Source organism: Rhodococcus sp. 5A-K4 (genome assembly GCF_046097995.1).
Taxonomy (GTDB): domain Bacteria; phylum Actinomycetota; class Actinomycetes; order Mycobacteriales; family Mycobacteriaceae; genus Rhodococcus_F; species Rhodococcus_F erythropolis.
Genome location: NZ_JBJURM010000002.1, coordinates 284,063 through 305,601, shown reverse-complemented (window position 1 = coordinate 305,601; position 21,539 = coordinate 284,063). Strand labels below are relative to the sequence as shown.

23 protein-coding genes are annotated in these 21,539 nt (G+C 61.7%); 14 read left to right on the top strand and 9 right to left on the bottom strand.

What is annotated here, in order from left to right; all coding sequences use genetic code 11:
• Positions 1 to 184: 184 nt before the first annotated feature.
• On the bottom strand, positions 185 to 487 hold the full coding sequence (locus ACKAMS_RS03835) for a hypothetical protein (RefSeq protein ID WP_070385206.1): 303 nt from the start codon (positions 485 to 487) through the stop codon (positions 185 to 187).
• A gap of 436 nt (positions 488 to 923) precedes the next feature.
• Here ACKAMS_RS03835 and ACKAMS_RS03830 point away from each other — a divergent pair, with 436 nt between their 5' ends.
• Positions 924 to 1,157 carry a hypothetical protein gene (locus tag ACKAMS_RS03830; RefSeq protein ID WP_019745562.1) on the top strand — a complete coding sequence of 78 codons (234 nt, stop codon included), beginning with the start codon at positions 924 to 926 and terminating at the stop codon, positions 1,155 to 1,157.
• Positions 1,158 to 2,027: 870 nt separating this feature from the next.
• On the opposite strand, the gene ACKAMS_RS03825 is transcribed toward ACKAMS_RS03830, so the two are convergent.
• Both ACKAMS_RS03825 and ACKAMS_RS03820 read right to left on the bottom strand, forming a co-directional pair.
• Positions 2,028 to 3,101 carry a VIT1/CCC1 transporter family protein gene (locus ACKAMS_RS03825; RefSeq protein ID WP_408988625.1) on the bottom strand — a complete coding sequence of 358 codons (1,074 nt, stop codon included), beginning with the start codon at positions 3,099 to 3,101 and terminating at the stop codon, positions 2,028 to 2,030.
• Between the two features lie 24 nt (positions 3,102 to 3,125).
• Positions 3,126 to 3,971: an alpha/beta hydrolase gene (locus ACKAMS_RS03820; RefSeq protein WP_003939910.1), complete on the bottom strand. Its 846-nt coding sequence runs from the start codon at positions 3,969 to 3,971 to the stop codon at positions 3,126 to 3,128.
• Positions 3,972 to 4,162: 191 nt separating this feature from the next.
• Between ACKAMS_RS03820 and ACKAMS_RS03815 the strand changes: the two genes are divergently transcribed.
• Positions 4,163 to 4,804: a DUF4232 domain-containing protein gene (locus ACKAMS_RS03815; protein WP_047889050.1), complete on the top strand. Its 642-nt coding sequence runs from the start codon at positions 4,163 to 4,165 to the stop codon at positions 4,802 to 4,804.
• A gap of 1 nt (position 4,805) precedes the next feature.
• Here ACKAMS_RS03815 and ACKAMS_RS03810 read toward each other — a convergent pair whose 3' ends face one another.
• From ACKAMS_RS03810 to ACKAMS_RS03800, 3 genes are read right to left on the bottom strand one after another with little or no spacing between them, the layout of a single operon-like run.
• Positions 4,806 to 5,876, bottom strand: a complete 1,071-nt coding sequence (locus tag ACKAMS_RS03810) for an ABC transporter permease (protein ID WP_408988624.1) — start codon at positions 5,874 to 5,876, stop codon at positions 4,806 to 4,808.
• The gene (locus ACKAMS_RS03805) at positions 5,873 to 6,742 is read right to left on the bottom strand and encodes an ABC transporter ATP-binding protein (protein ID WP_408988623.1); all 870 of its coding nucleotides are present in this window, start codon (positions 6,740 to 6,742) and stop codon (positions 5,873 to 5,875) included. Before ACKAMS_RS03805 ends, ACKAMS_RS03810 begins: the two co-directional genes overlap by 4 nt.
• Positions 6,739 to 7,155, bottom strand: a complete 417-nt coding sequence (locus tag ACKAMS_RS03800; RefSeq protein ID WP_007729675.1) for a GntR family transcriptional regulator — start codon at positions 7,153 to 7,155, stop codon at positions 6,739 to 6,741. Before ACKAMS_RS03800 ends, ACKAMS_RS03805 begins: the two co-directional genes overlap by 4 nt.
• Positions 7,156 to 7,463: 308 nt before the next feature.
• Here ACKAMS_RS03800 and ACKAMS_RS03795 point away from each other — a divergent pair, with 308 nt between their 5' ends.
• The 4 genes from ACKAMS_RS03795 to cobU are packed head-to-tail and all read left to right on the top strand — an operon-like array spanning position 7,464 to position 11,572.
• A complete protein-coding gene (locus tag ACKAMS_RS03795) occupies positions 7,464 to 8,423 on the top strand; it encodes an ABC transporter substrate-binding protein (RefSeq protein ID WP_020970983.1) in 960 nt (319 codons plus the stop codon).
• Between the two features lie 7 nt (positions 8,424 to 8,430).
• Positions 8,431 to 9,465, top strand: a complete 1,035-nt coding sequence (locus ACKAMS_RS03790) for a FecCD family ABC transporter permease (protein ID WP_408988622.1) — start codon at positions 8,431 to 8,433, stop codon at positions 9,463 to 9,465.
• Positions 9,462 to 10,250 carry an ABC transporter ATP-binding protein gene (locus ACKAMS_RS03785; RefSeq protein ID WP_020970985.1) on the top strand — a complete coding sequence of 263 codons (789 nt, stop codon included), beginning with the start codon at positions 9,462 to 9,464 and terminating at the stop codon, positions 10,248 to 10,250. Before ACKAMS_RS03790 ends, ACKAMS_RS03785 begins: the two co-directional genes overlap by 4 nt.
• On the top strand, positions 10,250 to 11,572 hold the full coding sequence (gene cobU, locus ACKAMS_RS03780) for a bifunctional adenosylcobinamide kinase/adenosylcobinamide-phosphate guanylyltransferase (RefSeq protein WP_408988621.1): 1,323 nt from the start codon (positions 10,250 to 10,252) through the stop codon (positions 11,570 to 11,572). Before ACKAMS_RS03785 ends, cobU begins: the two co-directional genes overlap by 1 nt.
• 2 nt (positions 11,573 to 11,574) lie before the next feature.
• On the opposite strand, the gene ACKAMS_RS03775 is transcribed toward cobU, so the two are convergent.
• A complete protein-coding gene (locus ACKAMS_RS03775) occupies positions 11,575 to 12,360 on the bottom strand; it encodes an IclR family transcriptional regulator (RefSeq protein ID WP_020909339.1) in 786 nt (261 codons plus the stop codon).
• Positions 12,357 to 13,895, bottom strand: coding sequence for an APC family permease (locus tag ACKAMS_RS03770; RefSeq protein ID WP_020909340.1), 1,539 nt, complete (start codon positions 13,893 to 13,895; stop codon positions 12,357 to 12,359). The genes ACKAMS_RS03775 and ACKAMS_RS03770 overlap by 4 nt, the downstream gene beginning before the upstream one ends.
• Before the next feature lie 348 nt (positions 13,896 to 14,243).
• On the opposite strand from ACKAMS_RS03770, the gene ACKAMS_RS03765 reads away from it, so the two are divergent.
• The 8 genes from ACKAMS_RS03765 to ACKAMS_RS03730 all read left to right on the top strand — a co-directional run bounded on the left by ACKAMS_RS03765 (position 14,244) and on the right by ACKAMS_RS03730 (position 20,744).
• Entirely contained in the window at positions 14,244 to 14,834 is a 591-nt protein-coding gene (locus tag ACKAMS_RS03765) for a MauE/DoxX family redox-associated membrane protein (protein WP_029537106.1), read from the top strand.
• A 43-nt stretch (positions 14,835 to 14,877) separates the two neighbouring features.
• A complete protein-coding gene (locus ACKAMS_RS03760; RefSeq protein WP_408988620.1) occupies positions 14,878 to 15,486 on the top strand; it encodes a redoxin domain-containing protein in 609 nt (202 codons plus the stop codon).
• Between the two features lie 75 nt (positions 15,487 to 15,561).
• Positions 15,562 to 16,233: a methylamine dehydrogenase light chain gene (locus tag ACKAMS_RS03755; RefSeq protein WP_408988668.1), complete on the top strand. Its 672-nt coding sequence runs from the start codon at positions 15,562 to 15,564 to the stop codon at positions 16,231 to 16,233.
• Positions 16,230 to 17,549 (top strand): hypothetical protein, encoded by a 1,320-nt coding sequence (locus ACKAMS_RS03750; RefSeq protein WP_408988619.1) that lies wholly within the window; start codon positions 16,230 to 16,232, stop codon positions 17,547 to 17,549. The genes ACKAMS_RS03755 and ACKAMS_RS03750 overlap by 4 nt, the downstream gene beginning before the upstream one ends.
• Positions 17,546 to 19,135, top strand: coding sequence for a multicopper oxidase family protein (locus ACKAMS_RS03745; protein ID WP_020970990.1), 1,590 nt, complete (start codon positions 17,546 to 17,548; stop codon positions 19,133 to 19,135). The genes ACKAMS_RS03750 and ACKAMS_RS03745 overlap by 4 nt, the downstream gene beginning before the upstream one ends.
• 27 nt (positions 19,136 to 19,162) lie before the next feature.
• Positions 19,163 to 19,510: a plastocyanin/azurin family copper-binding protein gene (locus tag ACKAMS_RS03740; RefSeq protein WP_003940240.1), complete on the top strand. Its 348-nt coding sequence runs from the start codon at positions 19,163 to 19,165 to the stop codon at positions 19,508 to 19,510.
• Positions 19,510 to 19,833: a biphenyl 2,3-dioxygenase gene (locus ACKAMS_RS03735; RefSeq protein WP_408988618.1), complete on the top strand. Its 324-nt coding sequence runs from the start codon at positions 19,510 to 19,512 to the stop codon at positions 19,831 to 19,833. Before ACKAMS_RS03740 ends, ACKAMS_RS03735 begins: the two co-directional genes overlap by 1 nt.
• 74 nt (positions 19,834 to 19,907) lie before the next feature.
• Positions 19,908 to 20,744 (top strand): methylamine utilization protein, encoded by an 837-nt coding sequence (locus ACKAMS_RS03730; protein WP_084325414.1) that lies wholly within the window; start codon positions 19,908 to 19,910, stop codon positions 20,742 to 20,744.
• A 95-nt stretch (positions 20,745 to 20,839) separates the two neighbouring features.
• On the opposite strand, the gene ACKAMS_RS03725 is transcribed toward ACKAMS_RS03730, so the two are convergent.
• A complete protein-coding gene (locus tag ACKAMS_RS03725) occupies positions 20,840 to 21,529 on the bottom strand; it encodes a vancomycin high temperature exclusion protein (RefSeq protein WP_019745580.1) in 690 nt (229 codons plus the stop codon).
• Positions 21,530 to 21,539: the final 10 nt, after the last annotated feature.

The window sequence follows — 21,539 nt, the reverse complement described above, 5'->3', positions numbered from 1 at the left end:
CACTCAAAGATCAAATGCATGTCGTCACGATAGCAGGAACCGGATGGACCATGCCCGGCAATAACCCACTGGCGGCACGTCGACCAATCGATCAAATCCAGCCATTGCCAACGTGGCATTCCCGCTGTGGGGCTTTGGATCAGGTCTCGTGTGTGTGCAGGCGTCACCATTTACTCACCTGCCGTTATTGTGAATGTTCTCGGATCATCCCGCGCAAGCTGTTGTGTGCCCCCATCAGTTCATCGTCGGTTTCCCGAACTTGATTGACACGCTCCGCGACTTGGTTTGTGAGCCTGGCGTTTTCATCCTGGCATCGCACATTCGCTGCTGCCAGCTCGTCTACCCGTTGACGCAAAGTTTCGTTCGATTCGAATTCCAGTTGTTTGCCGAGGTTTTCGCGCAGGATCGTCTTCAATCGGTCGATTGATGGACACGCTTCGCTCCCCTCCTCAAATTGCTCGAGGCAATAGTCGCGCAGATCGAGCACTTGGTAATCAGACGTTCGAAACCGACCGCGAACGCTCTACTCAGATTGCTGCATCGACTGCGGGCAGTCTTCTGCAACACTGTGGAGATGACGTAGCTCAATGGACGATGGCGGCACCCAGCGAATGAGGACAATTGGGTTTCCGGAATACTCTCAGCAGGGTCCGACGAAGCGCCTTGTTAGAGCTGATAGGCACACTCGCCGACAGCGCCGGCACGCAAGAATGGCCAAATAATACAGGTGGGTTTCTCTCAAAGAGAATTACAACAAAAAGCTGCACGGTCTGGCGCCTTCGAATCTGCTGCGAAAATCTATCTAGACGCGGCGCGGGAGCATCGTTGAGTACGCTGACAACTTTCGACACAGGGTGTTGCGAAGTATCAAACGGGTCATAACTCGAATTGCCGGTCAATGGCAGGGACGTTAAAGGGGTGCGATGTCGAGATTCGTGCAGTTCATCGACAGTGAAGTCGTTCAGCGTTGGGCGTCTACGATCGCCACCATCTTGTTTCCTGTGCTTGTTTTACCTTCTGCAGTCGACGCCGCAGTCGAGGACGCCTCCGCATTGAACTGGACACTCCTCCTGATCGTGATCGGTGGATCTGTCGCCTTCCTTGCGACCGCCATTACGAAGTGGCGCAAGCACTATTCCCGACGGAAAGATGCCTGACCTCCGGCAGTCGCCGTTCCTACTTGATTCCAGCTGTATCAAGGACCGATCGATGAACACCGACTTCGTCTAACTGTCCGATGATCGAAACACCACTTCGGCTCTAATCACATGCTCAGAGTTGAGCGGGTCAAAACAGGATCTAGTCAAAGCCGATCGTGTGTTCTCGCCGTACGAGATTCCACCCTGTCGTCAAAACGAGCGCCCCGACGGCAGTTCCAAAAAGGGGTCCGCCAATGAGCAGTCCAGTTATGAATCGGTAAACCGAGACCTTCTCGATCTGGGTCGATTCGAGGTCGTGCGGCTGGTAGCTGAATGTGTAGATCGTGAAGGGTTGGGAGGCGTACCACCACAACACGGCAGCACTTACGAGTCCGCACACTAAGCCGAAACCGGCGAAGGCCAGCACAGTAACGGTCGCCGAGCGGCGTTGCCCCTTCAAAACTTCTCTTCCATCGCCACAAACGCACGCTACCCAATCAGAAACCGCACACGAACGGCGGAAGGGTGTGAGCAGAACACCGCCACCTAGTGGGCCCCACCTCACCGGGATCAGGCAGGTGGCCGATGCAGTTTCACCGAATACCCATTCGGGCAGCGGATGGAAATGTCGACGCCAACGAGTACCCAAAGCGCATCTAGTGGTTACATTGATGCGATTCGCCTACATGTTGTGATCGAGGCCTTCAGGTTTCCGAGATGCGCGTCTACAGCAAAGCCCCGACCGGAGGGGTGAGCCGACAGACGGGGCCTGTGCAAGATTGGAGCCGTGGTGGATGGCTTCGCACTGGCACACAACGCAGCGGGCAAAATTCCGGTCCGGATCGATCCGGCTCACCGCGATCCCGCCCTACGCGCGTGAGCAGACGCTCAGAGCGAGGTCCCGAACAACATGCCGAGCAGATACGTCGCGCCGGCAGCGCCATAGCCGATCGCAAGTTGGCGTAGGGCCCTCTTGAACGGCGGCCCGCCCGACAGCAACCCGACCACAACGCCGGTGGTCAGCAACGCGATCCCCACGAGAACAGATGCGACGATCAGGGCCGTCATGCCTTCCAGGCCGAACAGATACGGCAACACCGGAATGATTGCGCCCGAGGCGAAGAAGCAGAAACTTGCCGCCGCTGCGCCCAATCCGGTTCCGACGGCTTCATGGTCGTCGACAACGTCAGCGGCGCCGAAGGTGCTGTTCGCGAGGACCTCGGCGGCGCGCTGGTCCGCTTCCTCGGCGGACATGCCGCGGGCCCGGTAGACCAGGGACAATTCGTTGGCGTCGACGTCGAGCAGTCCGACGGCTTCGCTGGCCGCGGGACCAGGATTGGACGCTTCCAACAACTCTCGCTGCGAGCGGACGGAAACGTACTCGCCGGCTCCCATCGACAGGGCGCCGGCCAGAAGCCCGGCCATGCCGGTGATCAGAACGATCTGGTTGGAGACGCCGCTACCGCTGATGCCGAGCACGAGAGCGAGATTGCTGACGAGGCCGTCGTTGGCTCCGAAGACGGCGGCACGAAACGTCCCCGAAAGTCTGTTCCGACCCCGAGTGGCCAAGGCCCGCACCACTTCTTCGTGGATCTTCTCGTCCGCGCCCATCGATGCGGTCGCGTCGGCATCGTTCGGATAGGGGGATCGTGTTTCCGCGCGCTGGGCAAGAGCGAGCAGGAAGACGGAGCCGAAGCGTCTGGCCAGAAAGCCCAGTATCCGAGTGCGGATATCACCGCGAAGTGGTTTGCCGACGTGATCGCCGAGTAGCGCTCGCCAGTGCGCCTCGTGTCGACCCTCCGCGTCGGCCAGTGCGAGAAGGATTTCGCGCTCCTCGCCGCTGCGCCTACCCGCGAGGTCGCGGTAGACGGCGGCCTCGGCTTGTTCGTCGGCGAGGTATCGTCTCCAGCGCTTGACATCTCGCGGGTCTGGATCGGGTCGTGCGGCCGGAACTGTGGACATCGTGTTCCCCTTCCGGTGAGGCGGTCACGCTTCGAGTACGCGGTCCATCCACGTCGTCAGATCATTGATGACGTCGTCGCGGTTGGTCTCGTTGAAGATCTCGTGCCTGGCGCCCGGATAGGTGTAATAGGTGACGTCTTCGATCCCCGCCGAGTTGTACCGTTCGACTGCGACGTCGGTACGGCTCAGCGCGGCGTTGAGAGGATCCGAGGTGCCGACGAAGACCAGGATCGGAAGGTCTTGTCGCACACCCTCGACGTCGACGAACCTCGGTCCCGCTGCGATAAGTCCGCCCATGCCTGCGTCGTCCAGGCTGAAACCGCACAGCGGATCGTTGATGTACAAATCCACCTGCGCTTCGTCACGGCTGAGCCAGTCGTGCGGAGTGCGGGCCGGTTCGAATTCGGCGTTGAACTGGGCGAGGACGTCCGGGCCGTCGTTGACGAGGCTCTCGATCAGTTGATCGACCGCGGTAGTCCCCGACAGTGCGACGGCGTCGATCAGGTGCGAATGATCGAGGATGTACTGCTGCGAAGCGAACGAACCGAGGCTGTGGCTGAGCAGTACGACGGGCAGGCCGGGGTGTTTGTCGCGGATGATGCCCGTGAGGGTCACCATGTCTGCCACCAAGCGGTTCCAGCCGTCGTCGCCGATGTTGCCTGGGCCGGCGTGCATGCTCTCACCGTGGCCGCGATGGTCCGCCGCGTAGACGTGGAAACCGCGAGCATTCAGGGCTTCGGCAACGTGTGCGTAGCGTTTTGCGTGCTCACCCATACCGTGCGCGAGTTGAACAACCCCTCGAGGTTCCTGCTCGGTGGGCCATTCGTGGACATGAATGACCACTCCGTCGTCGCTGGTGAAGGTGAACATGCGCTACTCCCGGTGGTCGCGATCCGGACAGGTCATTTCTCATGCTAGATCCGCAGCGGCAATCCATCCGGGAAGTAGGTCCTGATCACCGGCGAGCCTGATTCGTTTCTGCACATCCGGCCTCGGATTCGGATATACCGGACACGGATGTTCCGGAGCCAGTTGTCGACCAGCTTGAGGAGTACAGAGCGATGAATCCCAACCGCATGCGCAACGTCGGCTTGTTGGCGGCTCCTCTTGCTGCTCTCGCCCTTCTCAGCGGTTGCGGCTCGGATGAAACGGGAACGGCCGAGAGTTCACCAGCACCCGCCTCAACCACGACCGCCTCTGCGCCGACGACCCAGACCGGTACTGCCGCACCTTCGACGACCCATACCGATCACACCCAAACCACAACCTCGACGGCACCCAATCCCGAAGGCTGCGCGATCGGGGAACTGAACGTCACCCTCGGCGAGTCGAGTGGCGCCGCCGGTTCTGTGGAGCTTCCGGTGGTCTTCACCAACACGGGCGGCCGCACGTGCACGCTCGACGGTTTCCCCGGCGTCTCCTATGTCACGGGAGCGTCCGGAAGCGAAGTGGGTGCTGCAGCCGGCCGCTCCGGATCCGGTTCACTCGTCTCCCTTGCCCCTGGCTCTGCCGCAACGTCTTTGGTGCGCGCCACGAACGTCGAGAACTACCCGGCAGATCAGTGCGGCGTGACCGACGTTGCGGGACTGAGGGTTTACCCGCCCAACAGCTACGACTCGGTCTTCCTTGCCTACCCCACCAAGGGTTGCTCGATGACCGGCGCGAACATCAACCAGCTGACGGTCGCGCCGGTCGCCCGCTGAATCACGGTTTGAGGCGTCGTAGGCCCCAGAGCGCCGGCAGGAGGAACAATCCCGAAAGGATCAGGACGAGTGCAGCTTCCGTGAACTGGAAACGCCAGAACCGATCAGCTGAGTGGTAGCGAACTTCGTAGTGGTCGACGCCGTGTTCCCGCAAACAGATCTCCATCTCTCTGTTCTGCTGCGCTGAGAGCACATCCATGCGGAGGCTGTACTCGGCGCCGGTCTCCTCCGGGCGCTGGTCGTACGGGTTCTCGCCGCCTGATCCACCCCACGTGCACTCGTCGTATTTGATGTCGACCCAGTTACCTCGGAGGTCGACATATCCCTGCGCGAGTTCCCAATTGACCGCGGGAATACTGGTATCGCTCGAATAGTAGGAACTGAATCCGGCGACGGGTGACGTTCGGACACTCGGCTCGGCGTAATCGGGTCGTGCAACCAACTGAAATGCTGCCAGGATCGCAACAACACCGACCATCGTGATCGCCATTGCGCCGATCGAACTACGCACCAGCAAAGCCAGAGCTGCTCCGAGCATGAGTGCCATGAATGTGTATGCACCCAAGACCAGTCCGCTGGATTGAAAGAGCGGATACGACAGGTTCGATATCTCGACGAAAGTCGAACGCCCGGCAACAAATGCATACCGGGAGTTGTCCGGGAGAGATCGAGCCCATTGTAGTGCAAATCCGAGCAATGCCGAAGCCACAGAAATCGGCAGGACGACGATCAACACCCGGGTCCAGAACCAACGAGTCCGACTGACCGATTGAGTAAGCCCCAATACGTGCGTTCCCTGTTCGATATCCCGCGAAAACACGGTGACACCGATCAACACGCCGAGGAACACCGGCAGAGCCGTCGCAACCACTGTCGTCAGGGTGAGAGCAGTCTCTGCCGTGCAGATAGCGGTGATGTCATCCATGCAACTGAGAGGCGATCCGAAGAGTTGGGCTTGTCCACCGCTCTTGATGATCGCACCACTCGACAAGACAATGACTGCTAATGCCGCGAGGAATCCCAACGACACAACGAGCGATGTCCGGTGGTGCCGCCACGTAACCCAGATCATGCCGCCACCATCGTTTCTGCGCTCAGGTGCCCGAGCACCACGTCGTCGAGAGTTGCGTCGTCGATCACCCAGCCGGCCCGAGGGCTCGGACGAACTCCCTCCACCACATGAGAATTCGACCGCATCCCCTTGTCGGTATGAATGACCGCACCGGCACCGACCACGCCCGAAGGATCGCCGTCCCCGATCAATACGTAATGGGCAGCGATCAATTCATCCAACGAACCGGACAATCTCGCGTTTCCACCGCCCAGTAGAAGTAGTCGATCCGAGACATCCGCCAATTCGGAGACGATGTGTGACGACAACAGAACCGTGGTGCCGTACTCGGCAACGTCTTCGAGCAGAGTGGTCGCGACGGACCGCCGCGCCACGGGATCAAGATCCGCCAAGGGTTCGTCGAGTAGAAGCAACTGCGGTCTGCGCCCGAGCGCCAAAGCCAGTGCAACCCTGGTTCGTTGACCTGGTGACAGAGTCTTCGCCTTTGCATCGAGAGCAATCCCAGCGCGCTCCACCAGATCCAGAGCGTACTTCGCATCCCACTTGTCGTTGGTATACGCACCGAATCGAAGAAGTTCCGCAACAGTGAATTTGGGGTACAGCGGCTTGTGCTGAGCGAGGTACGACAGGCCTGGGCAGATGCCGTCCTGATCCGGCGTGCTGCCCAGTACCGAGATCGAACCGTGGTCAGGCATCGTCAACCCGACAGCCAAGGACATCAGTGTGGACTTACCGGCGCCGTTCACCCCGACCAGGGCAGTGATGCTTCCCGTTGCGACCTCGAAAGTGCAGGCGTCGAGCACCTTCTTCTTGCCGAAGCGCTTGTCCACGTCCTGCATCGTCAGTGCCGATTCTTGCGCAGTCATGATGTCTCCCCCTGCTTTCCGGACGGATCCGATTCGATGAACGTCTTCTCGAGCTCCAAACTCACCAATGCTTCGATGTCCGTGCGCTCGAGTCCGGCGGCCACGGCATCTGCAACCCAACGCGCCAACTCACGACGTAGCGCAGAGCTTTCCGCCATACCGGGCTTGGCCAGGGACTTCACGACGAACGTGCCCAATCCGGGCCTCGGGGCGACAAGTCCGTCGCGCTCGAGTTCCTTGTAGGCCTTCAGGACTGTGTTCGGGTTGATCGCGAGCGCTCCCACGACGTCCTTGGCTGTGGGCAGCCGATCCCCGACTTGGAGATCACCGAGCCTGAGCGCCTGCTTCACCTGAAGGACCAATTGCACGTAAGTGGGAATGCCGGATCGGCGGTCGATACGGAAGTCGATCATCCGAACCCTTTCACTAGTTCATTAGTGGAATAGATATTTACCCTGCCTTGACCTCCCGGGTCAAGCCAGACGACCCCTGTAAAGTGCAGATGCCCCGGTTCACCGGGGTGCCACGCTGCTCGTGTGAAGTTCGGTGAAACCCCGGCACTGTCGACGCAACTGTGAATTCGCCCGTCACTACTCGAGGCGAACGAGTCAGGTCACCGGCCTCGTGGCGACACGATGGTTCTCGGACGAAGGACCGCTCGTGGCGCTTCGCCTCGCGGCCGCGCTGCTCGCGACCCTTCACCACTAGCGGAGGGGTGGCTGTGAGTACTCGGCCGACACGTAGATTCAGATCTGTACTTGCAGCACTGACGGTGAGCACCGCACTGCTTGCCGGTGCCTGCAGTAGCTCGACGTCCGATGCACCCGCAACCACAGCCGCCTCGGACGGCTCGTTCCCGGTGACTGTTGTTTCCGGTCCCACGGATTCCGGCACGGACATCACCATCGAGTCACGTCCGCAGTCGATCGTGTCACTCAGTCCCAGCGCCACCGAGACCCTGTGGGCCGTCGGCGCGGGCGATCAGGTGAAGGCCGTCGACAATCAGTCCGACTACCCGGCCGGTATCCCGGTCACCGATCTCTCGGGCTTTCAACCGAACGTCGAAGCCATCCTCGGCTACGCACCGGATCTGGTGATCGCATCGGATGACATGAACGATCTTGTCTCCGGACTGCAAAAGGCGAAGGTGCCGACACTCCTGCTACCGGCAGCCACAAGCATCGACGACGTCTACGCCCAGATCGAGCGCGTCGCGAAGGCCACCGGCCACGAGGACAAGGGCACCGAAGTTGTCGACACCATGCGCTCGGACATCGACGCCGCTGTCGCCAGTGTTCCTGCGCGCCAACAACCGCTGACGTACTTCCACGAACTCGACTCCTCGCTCTACACCGTCACGAGTTCGAGCTTCGTCGGGCAGATCTACTCGCTGTTCGGAATGAAGAGCATCGCCGACGCCGCGGGGCAGGGCGACTATCCGCAGCTGTCCGCCGAATTCGTGGTGCAGGCCAATCCCGATCTCATCTTTCTCGCAGACTCCCAATGCTGTGGAGTGACAGCAGAATCCGTCGCCGCTCGGCCCGGGTGGAGCGGCATGAAAGCGGTTACCGGCAACCAGATCCATGTGCTCGACGAAGACCTCTCCAGCCGCTGGGGACCTCGTGTCGCCGATCAGGTGAAGGCCGTCGCGGCCATCGTTGCCCAAGTTCCCGCGGCCTGAGCACTCGATGATCAAAGCCGGTATCTCCCATCATCGGACGGCCGTTCTGCTCGGCGCCGCGCTGATTCTGTGCGCTGCCTTGCTGATCGGTGTTCTGGTGGGGCCCGCCGGTTTGACGCCTGATCGGACCATTCTCGAACTTCTGGACGGAATACCCGGCATCCACCTCGATTCCGGTCTCACCGCGACACAGCAGGCGATTCTCTGGCAGATCCGGCTTCCGCGAGTAGTACTGGGCGCGTTGGTCGGAGCAATGTTGGCCGTTGCCGGTGCCGCCTACCAGGGCGTGTTTCGAAATCCCTTGGCAGATCCGTATCTCCTCGGCGTTTCCAGCGGAGCCGGACTGGGCGCAACCCTCGCCATCGTTTCGGGTGGAGCGCTGGGCATGTTCGGAATTCCCATGGCCGCCTTCGTCGGTGGTGTGCTGGCCGTGTTCGCAACTTATTCGCTCGGCCGAAGCATAGGCGGGCCGCAGAACGCGGTAGTCATCATCCTCGCCGGTGTCGCAGTCGCGGCGTTCACGAATGCAGCGCAGACTTTTGTCCAGCAGCGGTTCGACGATTCACTTCGCGAGGTCTATTCCTGGCTGCTCGGCGGATTGTCCACCGAAGGTTGGTCGGAAGTTCTGGTTGTCCTGCCGTACGTTGCGCTGGCATCTGCCGTCATCCTGGTACACCGACGCGTACTCGACGTGATGGCCGTAGGTGACGTCGAAGCCGCCAGCCTCGGCGTCGACCCGGCCAGATCACGCCTGGTACTGGTGCTCGCCGCAACTCTGGGAACGGCGGCGGTCGTGAGTGCAAGTGGACTCATCGGCTTTGTCGGAATCGTTGTTCCCCATGCGGTTCGACTGGTCGTCGGCCCGTCGCATCGACTGCTTCTCCCCCTGTCACTCATGCTCGGAGCGGCGTTTCTCGTCCTCACCGACGTTGCCGCCCGCACGGTCATGGCACCGGCCGAACTCCCCATCGGGGTTGTAACCGCGATGATCGGCGCTCCGTTCTTCCTTCTGGTTCTGCGCCGCAGCCGGGTCTCGGCATGACCGACAGCGCAGTGCGGTGCCGCGACCTCCGAGTCAACCTCGGCGGCAAAGACGTCGTCGACGGCATCGATCTCGATGTGACACCCGGCGATTGGGTTGCCGTGGTCGGGCCGAACGGCGCCGGCAAGACAACCTTGATGCATGCCCTCGCTGGATTGATTCCGTCTACCGGTGAGCTCTCGGTCGGGGGACTGAGTCCTCGCAATTCCAGCCGCAAGGCGATGTCCGCCGTCGTCGCGTTGATGCCTCAGCGTCCGGTAGTACCCGAGGGCTCAACGGTTAAGGAACTGGTTGCGCTCGGCCGCACTCCCTATCTACGACGCTTCGGAACCGAAACCGCCACTGACCGTTCGGTGATCTCTTCGGTGATCGAGAGGCTCGACCTCACCGAGTTCGCAGATCGACGAGCCACCGAACTTTCCGGTGGCGAATTGCAACGCGTGGTCCTGGCTCGGGCACTGGCCCAAGAACCGCAGGTACTGCTCTTGGACGAACCCACCAGCGCCCTCGACATCGGTCACCAGCAGCAGGTTCTCGACTTGGTGGAGGAACTGCGTGAAGCCGACAACATCACGGTCATCGCCGCGATGCACGACCTCACTCTCGCGGGTCAGTACGGTCGACGAATCGTGCTGCTGGACAAGGGCAGCGTGGTTGCCGACGGCACACCCTCAGCGGTGCTGGAGGCAGACCTCCTCGGCCGCGTGTACGGCGCCCGGGTCGAAATCCTGGACCGGCCCAGCGGTCCCATAGTTGTTCCGATTCGGCAGGAAGGCACCCGCTGATGGAATTGGTGATGCTCGGCACCGGCGCTGCCGACGGTTGGCCGAACCCGTTCTGCACTTGCCCTTCCTGCCTGGCCGCCCTGTCGAGTGAAACCATTCGCGGGCACACTGCTGCCCTGGTGGACAACAGAATCCTGTTGGACTGTGGACCCGAAATACCGCGTGCCGCGTCGCGATTCGGTTGTACGCTGGCACACGTCGAACACATCCTGCTGACGCATTCTCATCCCGATCACCTCGGCCCGATGGCATTGCTGTTCCGGTCCTGGGCATCGCGCAGCGAACCACTCGAGGTTCTCGGACCACCCGACGCGCTCGCTCTCTGCCGAGACTGGGTGGGCCCGGATGACCCGGTGACCTTCACACCGCTCGAGACCGGCCAGTCGATCATGTTGGGCACCTATCGTGTTCGCGCACTCGAAGCCGCGCACGAAGTATCCACCCTTCTCTACGACATCACCGACGCATCCGGAACCCGAATCTTCTGGGCCACCGACACCGGGCCTCTGCCCGAATCCACTGTCGACGCACTTGCCGACGCCCGTTTCGACGCCGTCTTTCTCGAAGAGACCTTCGGCTACAAAACTGACCACGGCACCGGGCACCATGATCTGCCGAGTTTCGCGGAGACGGTGACCCGACTACGCAATTGCACCGCGATCACCGATCGAACCGATGTGGTCGCCGTACACCTCGGACACCACAACCCAGTCGAAAACGAACTCTCGGAAGCACTTCGCGTGTCCGGGGCGCGAGCGGTTCCGGATGGAGCTGTGCTCGAGATCGGGGTAGGACAGAGCCATCGAACTCTGGTCACCGGTGGCGCCCGCTCGGGCAAGTCCACTTACGCGGAGGGCCTGCTTGCCGGCTACCGGAACGTCACGTACATCGCCACGGGGGATCCGCAGGACGACGATCCCGACTGGATCGAACGAATTGCGTCGCATCGCGCGCGGAGGCCGTCGACGTGGACGACGGTAGAGACCTCCGAAGTGACCGAAATTCTCGCGGCCGCAACAACACCGATCCTGCTCGATTGCCTCGGCACGTGGTTGACCGCACGTCTGGACCGACATCAGGCGTGGGCGACAAAAGATCTCAGCGCCGTCCACGCAGATATCGACCGGTTGGCCGACGCCTGGACCGCCTGTCCGGTTCCGATTGTCGCCGTCACGAACGAAGTGGGAAGCGGCGTCGTCCCGGACACGAAGTCCGGGAGGCTGTTCCGCGATCTACTCGGTCTGGTGAACAGCCGAATCGCCAGTGAATCGGAGTCCGTGGTCCTGATGACCGCCGGGCTCCCACTGAGCCTGCGCGTGTGACGTCAGAGCAATCCGGTGAGCTGACGCGCACAATCGAGTAGAAAACCGACCAACTCTCGATCCTCATCCGTCACTCGCCCGCTCGCTCCTTGAACACACAACCCGCCTGCCACCTGGTCTGCGTGATCTCGAACCGGTACTGCCACCGCGGATCGACCCAGGCGGCATTCCTGGTTCTCGAATGCAAAACCCTGCAGGCGAACAGACCTCAGCTGCTCATACAACGCATCGAAATCACCGAGGGTGAACTCCGTGACCCGGCGAAGTTCCAAACCCGAAAGCAACCGCTCGTCGTGCGCCAACAGAACCTTCCCCAGCGCATTCGCGTGAAGGTTCTTGGCCAGTGCCGCTATTCCGATGATCTCGTGATCCGGATCCTTGTCGACGAACCGCAAGCGCCCACCGGCGAATGACGCGACGTGCAATCCGAACCTCGTGTGTGTCCGCATGTCCTCGACGCGCTCGTGCAGCGTCGGCGCCGGACCACTCGACGACGCCGCATGCGAGAGCTCGGCAGTCCGACGCCCCAACGCGAACCCTGACAGGTCCGGCACCCGCACGAGAAAGCCCTCCGCCACCAGCAGATTCAGCATCCGGTACGCCGTGGCCGATGGAACGCCTGCAAAAGTGGCAATCTCCTTCGCGGTTGTTCCCGGTCCCAGATGAGCCACCGCCTCGAGCATCCCCAGCGCCTTCTGAACCGCACGCGGTTGTTGTCCACTGAAGTGGGTCTCGTCGCCGATCTGTTTGCCTGATCGTGGACCAGCGGTTGCACGGTCCGCGGTCACCGCCCATGCTCCGGCGAGTCACCCTCGGCGGTCCCACGATCCGGAACGAGTCGCCTTCGCCCGTCACCGTCGATCAGCAGAGTGCCAGCACCGGGCAACAGGTCCGCCGTCTCGACGCTGTCGAAAGCGCCGACCATCAGAAGGCTTTCCGGTCTGGCTCTTCGAAGCAATGAACTCCACACTGTCCCCGACACCGCAACAGCAAGAGCAGCGATCGGCAGTGCCCACATCCCGTGAACCGCACCATCGAGAACGATGTAGACCAGTAGACCAGCACCGGCGGTACTCACGGACAGGGTGCATATCCGGGTCAGCGACGTATGTTCCCCGATTCGGCGCAAGAACTTCCACGAAGCAAAGGCCACCAGCGTGTAAGCGCAGACCAACGCGGTCTCCACCACGCCGTCGAAGGATCCCGAATCGTCGCGAACCGTATCCGAATAGATGAATACGCCTGCCGCACTTACCGCGACGAACGCAAGTACCGCAACGTACGGGGTGCGGAACCGTCTGTGCACGCGAGCGAGCGGCGCAGGCAGTACCCGTTCGATCCCCATCGAGTACAACAACCGCGAACCCGCCTGCGCACAACCGAGAGTGGATGCGAACCAGGAACACGTCATTCCGATCTTGACTGCCAGAACCACCTCCGCGCTGGCCCCCGATGCCGTTCCCTCGAAGTACGCTCCGACGATCGTCGCGCCGTGGCCGGTCATCGCCGCCCAGGCCGCAAAAACGAAGAGGACCCCGCAGATGATCGGCGAAATGAGAACCGTGCGTGTGACGCTGATGAGTGGTCGCTTCGCTTCCGGACCGAAGAAGGCCGAACTTTCGAAGCCCGCCATGCTGAGCACCGTCAGCATCGCGAGAAACGGAACTGCACTCAGCGACGGATTCGGCAGGGCAACAGCAGTTGTCGTGTCACTGTGCGTCGCCAGCATGACCACGACGATGAGAATCAACGAGCACGCTTCGACGACCAGGATCGCTCGGGTGGCGAACCGGACGCCGCGCACTGCAATCCACGCTACGGCCAGGGCAATCGCCACCGTCGTGATCACTGTCGCGGCAGTTCCTCGCACGTCGGGGCCGACAATGGCGATGGTATCGAGCAGACTCGGAACCGCCTGCGAGAAAACCGAAACCGAGATTCCGAGATACCCGAGTACCAGTGCGGCGCCCGCCGTCAGTGTCGCCCGGATACCGGAGCCTTGGAAGACGAAGCTGTACAACGATCCTGCTGCGGCCAGTCTCCGCGTGAATTGAGTGATGCAGAACGCAACGAGAAACACCGCCGAAGTTGTCGCAGCAATCGCAGCCAACCCGACGTAGCCGGGACTGTAGGTGATCATCCACAGGGCGATGAACACCATTCCCGTTGCCGGAGCGATCGTGGAGAGTGATTGCCCCAACAGGTCGATCGGGGTCAAACGTCCTCGTCCGAGACCACGGAGCGGGGAGAACACGGGCTCACTGTGTTGATCCGCATTCTGCGCTCGCGTGATCGCTGCACGCAGTGCCGCACTCACGGCCATGTGTCACCGTCCGTCGCGTCCAGGCCCGAACCTACGAGCGAATTGTCAGAATTCGGTCAAGTTAGTCCGCTTATGTTTCCGCGCAGTTTCCACGATGGCGCGCACAGAACTTTCAAGTGAGAATCCGACTCTGTTTCCCACCCAGCGTCATGCCGGATCAAGGGCAGCCGACGGTATCCGTCCCCTCCGGGAGCACCTTGACCTGCTAGTTCTCCGATTCTCACACGACAACTGCTCTCTCAGTTGCACCTCGTCCAGGCGTAGCGCGGTCGACGCGGGTTCGCAGCATCGCCCGTACAGGATGTGTCCCACACACCACCGGCACTACCCGAGAGGAACGGAGGAAGCATGGACTTGGTCAGCGCCACCACTTCGGCGATCATCGGATTTGTTCTCCTGCTCGCCGGCATTCCCAAGCTGAACGACCACGACGGGGTCCTTCGTTCGGTGCGCGGATACAAAGTGTTGCCGGTGCGACTCGAAGTACCGATCGCTCGCATCCTTCCCGTCGCGGAAACCGTCGTAGGCATCCTTCTGGTTCTCGGCGTGGCCCATCGCCTCGCCGCCTTGGTTGCTGCCATCATGTTCGCGTCGTTCTTCACGGGCCTCACGATCAACCTCCTGCGTGGGCGACGCGATCTGGACTGCGGATGTTTTGCATTCGGAGTCGGCGAGATTCCGCGTATCGGATGGTTCCACGCCGTTCGCGCCGGAACACTCGCGGTGATCGCTGTGGCACTGTCGGTCACCGCCGGACAGGCTGAGATCGGCGTCCAGGTCGTGGCGGCGACCTTCGGATTCCTCCTCGTTCTGGCGGGAGTTGCTCTCGCACAGATTCGTTCGGTGGTCCACCTCGGACGACGCCCGGTCGACGACTACCTGTCGAGCGCCTCCATCCGCCTCCGAACCGCCGAAACCGCGTCCCGGTACGGCTCGTGACTCACATCCCCACCACTGAAAACTCGAAGGCAGGACTACCACGATGACCACTTTCCTCCTTGTCGCGACAGTGATCCTGGTGATCGCCGTAGCCGTACTGTTCTTGATGGTTCTTGCTCTGGCTCGTGAAATCGGCCGCGTACAAGTACGTCTCGGACCTCTCGGTGCCCGGATGATGGATACCGGCCCCAAGGTCGAACAGGCCGGCCCGTCGTTTGCCGGTCTCATCGATCAGGAAGGACGGACCGTCGGAGTCGGTGGTCACCGCGACAAACCTCAACTCCTGCTGTTCACAGCACCGAGTTGCTCGACGTGCAAGAGCCTTCTTCCCGGCGTAAGGGCAATGGCCCGAGCCGAATCGGATCTCGACGTGTCCATCATCTCCGACGGAACACCCGAAGAGCATCGCGAGTTCCTGGCCGGCAGCGGGATCGGTTCCGAGCTCAGTTACATCGACGCTCGAGACGTCGGTATCGCATACCAGGTGGGCACCACTCCGTACGGCGTGATTCTCGACGAGCACGGCAAGATCCGAGGAAAGGGCCTGTGCAATCACATGGCTCAGGTGGAAAGCCTGCTCAATGCGCTCGAATCCGGCACCCCCTCACTCCAGCACCTTCATGCCCAGGCGAAATCCGGCAGCGCGGCCTGATCTTCCTGCACAGTTCGATCCTCTTCACGAATCAGGAGAAAATCGTTGGACGACAATGAATTCCCGCAGCACAACATGACGGAGAATCGATATCCCGTCGACGAGGCGACAGTTCAGGCCCAGGCCGAATGGATGGCGGGCCAGGGCGGTTCGCTCACCAGTCGAACCGGACGTAAACTCTCCGAACGAGTTTCGCGGCGATCCATGATCAGTCGGATCGGCAAGTGGACCATGGGTGTGTCAGGAGTGGCGCTGATCAGCACACTTCCTGTGACACGTAGTGCCTTCGCCCAAGAGCCCGAGGTTCCTGCGCCGGCACCTGGCCCCGAACCTCTTGTCCCTGTCTACGACGGTAAAGATCCGGCCGAGTGCGAGTACTGGCGCTGGTGCAACATGGACGGAACGTCCTGTGCCGCATGCAACGGCGGCGGTGTCACCACCTGCGCCCCCGGCAGCAAGCCCGGCGCAGAGTTCTGGGTCGGATGCTGCACCAACCCTGATACCGGCAAGACCTATCTGATCGCCTACTACGACTGCTGCGGTGCACCTTCGTGTTCCAACGCATTCTGCGGCGAACCGGACATACAGGCCGTGATGTACAACCCGGTCTCCGGAAGCTACGACCAGGAAATCATCTGGTGTGTCTCCGACGAGTCTCAGGCATACACCTGCACGATGGCGCCCATCATCGGTGAGGACTGCCAGACTCGACCGGCCGAGCGCCCCAAGGTCGGTGCCGGATCATGAGCAGTTCGCGAACCCGAAAACTGGCGCGCCCCGCCGTTGCCGTCATCCCACTCACCGTCGTACTCGCGCTGGCCGGTTGCAGTTCGTCCGACAACGACGAACCTTCCAGCGCAGGCGATGTCACCTATCCGACAGTTCCGTTCACTGCTCCGGGCGAGGGGATCTCCCTCGGTCACGACGACCAGGAAATCGGCGATACCATTCCCGAGCCATTGCACGTCGGTTCGATCACCCCGATCGCAGCTGACCGCTTGCTGGGCGTCGAAGGTGGATTCGGCCAGCTCGAGCTCAGCGTCAACGTCATCGATCCGAAAACCGGTGTGGCCGAGAGCCGAATCACCGTCGGCCCGGGTATCTGGGATCCGGTCATTCACGGATTCGTCGGGGATTCCGCCGAGGATCCTGCGGTGCTCGCTGCCGAGGTATGGCGCCCCCGAGGTTCCCGCGGCGCAGCAGATTTCACGGTCAGCACCTACTCCGGAAACCTGCTGGAACCAGCCGAGGTCGTGCTTCCGGACGTCGCACGCGTACATTCCCGTCCCGGCTCGAACGCCGTGACGTCCGACGGCAAGTTCTTCGTCACGTGGGACGACGGTTTGTACGGAATCAGAGTGGTCGACCTCGAGAAGAAGGAAGCGACCGGTGCACTCCAGATAGTCGGCTGCGGTCCGTTCACGTGGATGGTCGATCACGAGCTGTACAGCGTCTGCGAGGACACCCGGGAACTGCTGCACGTCACGATCGGTGACGACGGTGTTCCGAAGGAAACCGCCCGAAGCAAGGTCCTACCCGAGGATTTTGTCTCCACCCGCAAGGTCACGTGGGCATCGAAAGCACAAAAAGCCTTGCTGGTCAGTGAGAACGGCGATGTGTACGTCTTCGACTTCTCCAACGGACTGCCTCAGGAAGGTGTCAAGCCGATCGGAAACGCCGGGCAGGACTCCGGTCGATTCTCGGAGAACGTCATCAATGCCGACGCAACCCGGCTCGCAATCGCGTACACGGACACGGCTATTCATCCGGACTCTGCTCGGGGAGGCTCACTGGTCAAGATCGACTTGTCCGACGCAACGACCTTCGCCCCGGTGAAGAGCTTGACGCTGGCAGACCTCGGCTTGACAGACATCAAGAGCATGACCTTTTCCGTCGACGGCGCCACGTTCTACGTGCTCGGTTCGGGACCTGAGGTCGAAGGCTCCGCTCCGCAGAAGATCTTGGGTTACAACGCGAGCACCGGCGAGCAGGTCAGTTCCGTCGATGTCTCGGGCAACGTCGGTGATGTCAGCGGGTTGATCACACCAGAAGTACTCCGATGAGTCGTCCCGGATCCGGTGTGGTGATGGGCCGGCGCCGCTTCCTGAGTTTGGGAGCACTCGGCGCCGGAGCACTCGGGCTCGGCGCAATGGGGACGATTGCCGGATGCAGTTCCACTGCAGCATCTCCGACGCCCACGACCGATCTCGACTACATCCTGCCCACCGACCCCGAAGTTGCCGCCGCAGAATCGGCGCGAGCCTGGAACGGGACCACCGCTGCGTTTGCCCTTGCCGCCGGATTCTCGACGGTAGATCTTGGCGGACGCCTCGTGGACACGTGGACGTACGGAGGCGCTGCGGTGGCTCCGGAACTTCGACTGAAGTCCGGTGACCGGGTGAACGTCAGCGTCCAGAACGGCCTCGATGCCGAAACAACACTGCACTGGCACGGAATTCGAATCCGCAACGACATGGACGGCGCGGCACCCACCACGCAGGCCCCCATCGGCGCCGGTTCGAGTTTCGAGTACAACTTCATCGCACCGGATCCGGGAACGTACTGGTACCACTCGCACAGCGGATTACAAGCCGATCGGGGGCTCTTCGGCGCCATGATCGTCGAGGATCCGAACGACATCACCGGGGCCGACGCCGATGCCGTTCTGGTGCTCGACGACTGGCTCGACGGATTGGGTACCACACCGGATTCCGTCCTGATGGCCCTGAACCCGGCAATTTCGGGCGGGCACGGCGGACACGGCGGTGGGGCAACGACTCCGGCGGAACACTCGGAAGCCGACATGTCCGTCGCGCAACAGTTGGTGAGCGGTGGACACGGTTCTTCCGAACCACTCGGCGGGATGACTCAACACATCGCGTATCCACTGCACTTGATCAACGGGCGGCCACCCAACGATCCTGCTGTCGTCACTGCAGCGCCCGGTTCGACCCTTCGACTGCGAATCATCAACGCAGCCGCCGAAACTCCGTACCGGTTTGCTGTGGCCGGTCACGAGATGACAATCGTCGCTACCGATGGCTACGACGTGGAACCAACTCCCGCCGACACCATCATCGTCGGAATGGCCCAACGCTACGACGTACTGGTGACGGTGAAGTCGGGAACATGGCCGGTGGTGGCGAAGGTCGAGGGCCGAGATGGTTATGCGTCGACCGTCCTACGCAGCACCGACGCGTTGGCGCTGGCGAATCCGGATGTGGGCGGAAACCTCTCGGAACTGGCCGGCCGACTGGTCATCGAAAGCGAACTCCGGCCCACGGAATCCGCACGGCTCGAGACGAAGTCGCCTGATCGCGACTACCACATCGAATTGATCCAGGCCGGCGATCGGTACGTCTGGGGAATGGCGGGAGCCGATGCGGGCAAGCTCGTCATGAAACAGGGCGAACGGGTCCGGATCACGATGAAGAACACGTCCACGATGTGGCACCCCATGCACACCCACGGCCACACGTTTGCGGTACCGGATTACGGCGGACTTCGCCGCGACACCGTCAACGTCCTACCCGGCACCGAGCTTGCCATCGAGTTCGACGCCGACAATCCCGGCGAGTGGATGTTCCACTGCCACAACGCCTACCACTTCGAGGCCGGCATGACGGCAAATCTGCGTTACGTCCGCTGACAAGTCGAAGAATGGAGAGAACACCTCATGAAGAAACTCGTTCCCGCTTTCCTGGCCGCGTGCGCTGCCCTGAGCCTCACCGCCTGCAGTAGTGATGCCGGTGCGTCGTCGGACGAACCTGCAGTCGTGATCGAGGTGAAGAACATGGCGTACACACCGGCATCGGTCACCATCGAGAAGGGACAGACCGTCGAATGGAAGTTCGACGACAGCGGACTCCCCCACGACGTGGTCGGCAACGGTGATCTCGACGGGAAACTGAAGAGCGAGTTGCTCACCGAGGGAACCTTCTCGTACACGTTCGACGACGCCGGAACCTTCACCTACCACTGCACGCCCCACCCGATGATGGTGGGCACCGTGATCGTTCAATAGTGAGGAGGTGGATCGTCGGCTTCGGCCTCGCTGTCGCGGCGACGTGTGTCGCAGCTTGCGGCACAGAAGATCCCGTCCCCGACGTGGTGGTCGAGATCAGCAATGTTCAGTTCAGCCCGATGGACGTCACCGTGGAACACGGCGGCACCGTCGAGTGGCGCTTCGACGACGGTGGACTCCTGCATCACGTGGAATCACCCGGCCTGTTCGACAGCGGTATCACCAGAGACGGAACGTTCCGGCACACGTTCGAAAGTGTCGGAGTCTACGAATATTCGTGCTCCGTCCACCCGTACATGATCGGCGTCATCACAGTGCTGTGAACTCTGGCTCATCACTTTTCGCTGCGACTTCGGCTCAACACTTTTCCTGAACCACAAACACTTCGGAGGATCTGATGACTACTGTTCTCTCACACGGCCCACTGCAGACCGATGTCCCTGACATCCGGCCGACCCTTCAAGGCTCGGTCGGCACCGCGACCCGTGTCAGCCTCGTCGCGGCGGGCGCTGCTGCGGGTGCCGGCCTCGCACTCGTGGCCACGCCATCTGCGACAACAGCTTTGACCACAGCTGTTATCGGCGCCGGACTGGTTACGTCGCTGGCTGCGAACTGGTCGACCTGCGGAATGTCCGTCGCCGGAGTTGTTGCCGCGCCGAAGCAGGTAGATCGGAAGGGATCCTCGACCCCCGTCCGCCGACTCGGCTGGCACGCTCTGGGTTCAGTCACGACGGGAGCCGTCACTGGGGCATTGATCGGCGCTCTCGGTGCGGCGATGTCCGGGTACGTCCCGATCAGCTGGGCACTGGGTATCTGGGCCGTCGTCGCGGTTGCGTACGGGCTGCACGAGTTGGGTGCAGTGAGGATGCCGACTCCGATGCGGCGCCAACAGCTTCCGCGCCATCTGCGCCGCACAATGGCGCCCTGGAAGGTCTCGCTGATCTTCGGCGCGATCATCGGTCCGGGATTTCTGATCTTCATCCGCTCGAGTGCGTACTACCTCCTGGCACTCGGCGTCATGGCTTCGGGTTCACCGGCTCTCGGGGCGGCGCTGTTCACGGTCGTATCCCTTGGCCGCTGCATGCCCAGCCTCGCGGCAATCGTGCACACCAAGCGTGGTGGCTCGATGCCGGGATTCCTCTCGATCATGTGCGTCGTGGACCGTCGCGTGCAGAGCGTCACCGGCGCGGCATTGATCGCGCTGGGTGCATTTGCCGCCGCAGCACTGATCTGACTGTCGAGCTAGCACCCTTCACCTCGAGTGAACACACGCTCCGACTCTCCGGAGCGTGTGTTCACTCGACAGAAACCGTGCGCACTCACCCCGCGTCAGGGAATCGACAGCGCCACCTGGACCGAGTCCTCCGACGGCGACGTCACCTTTGCGTCCCGACTCCAGAGCATGTCCAGCGCTGCCTTGGGCTTGGCAAGAACCCACTCCCGCGCGGCGTTCTTGATCAGCGTCGGAGTTGCGCACCCGCAATCGCTGTTCACACCGTCTGCGTCGATGCCGACGTCTCGGCACAACGCAACAGCGCGGGGCACGTGATACCCCTGAGTGACGATCAACGCCTTGGTTACCCCATACGTATGTATGGCCCGAAAGCAGGTGTCATAGGTGTCGAGGCCGTACGGATCCCCAACGATGCGACGCTCATCTATTCCCTGCTCCACCAGGTAGTTCGTCATCGCCGCGATCTCGTCACCCGAGCCGCCGTTCGCGTCGCCGGAGACCAGGACCGCTTTAGCCTTTCCCGCTTCCACCAGTTCGACTGCTGCGTCCAGCCGCCCTTTCAGGAAAGCCATCGGCTTACCGTCCTTGATCTGCGCGCCCAGCACGATCACAACCGGAGCGTCGGGAGCATCGGCGGCGTCTGACGTATGTCCGGCCGACGCCACGGAGATCCACACGATCGAGCCCGCGTAGACAACTGCTCCGAGCACCGCAATGCCTGCGACCCAACGAGGCCACCTGCGCTTGCGCGGCGGTTTCACTGGATCTGCAGCAGCTTCGTCCATTCGTCGATCA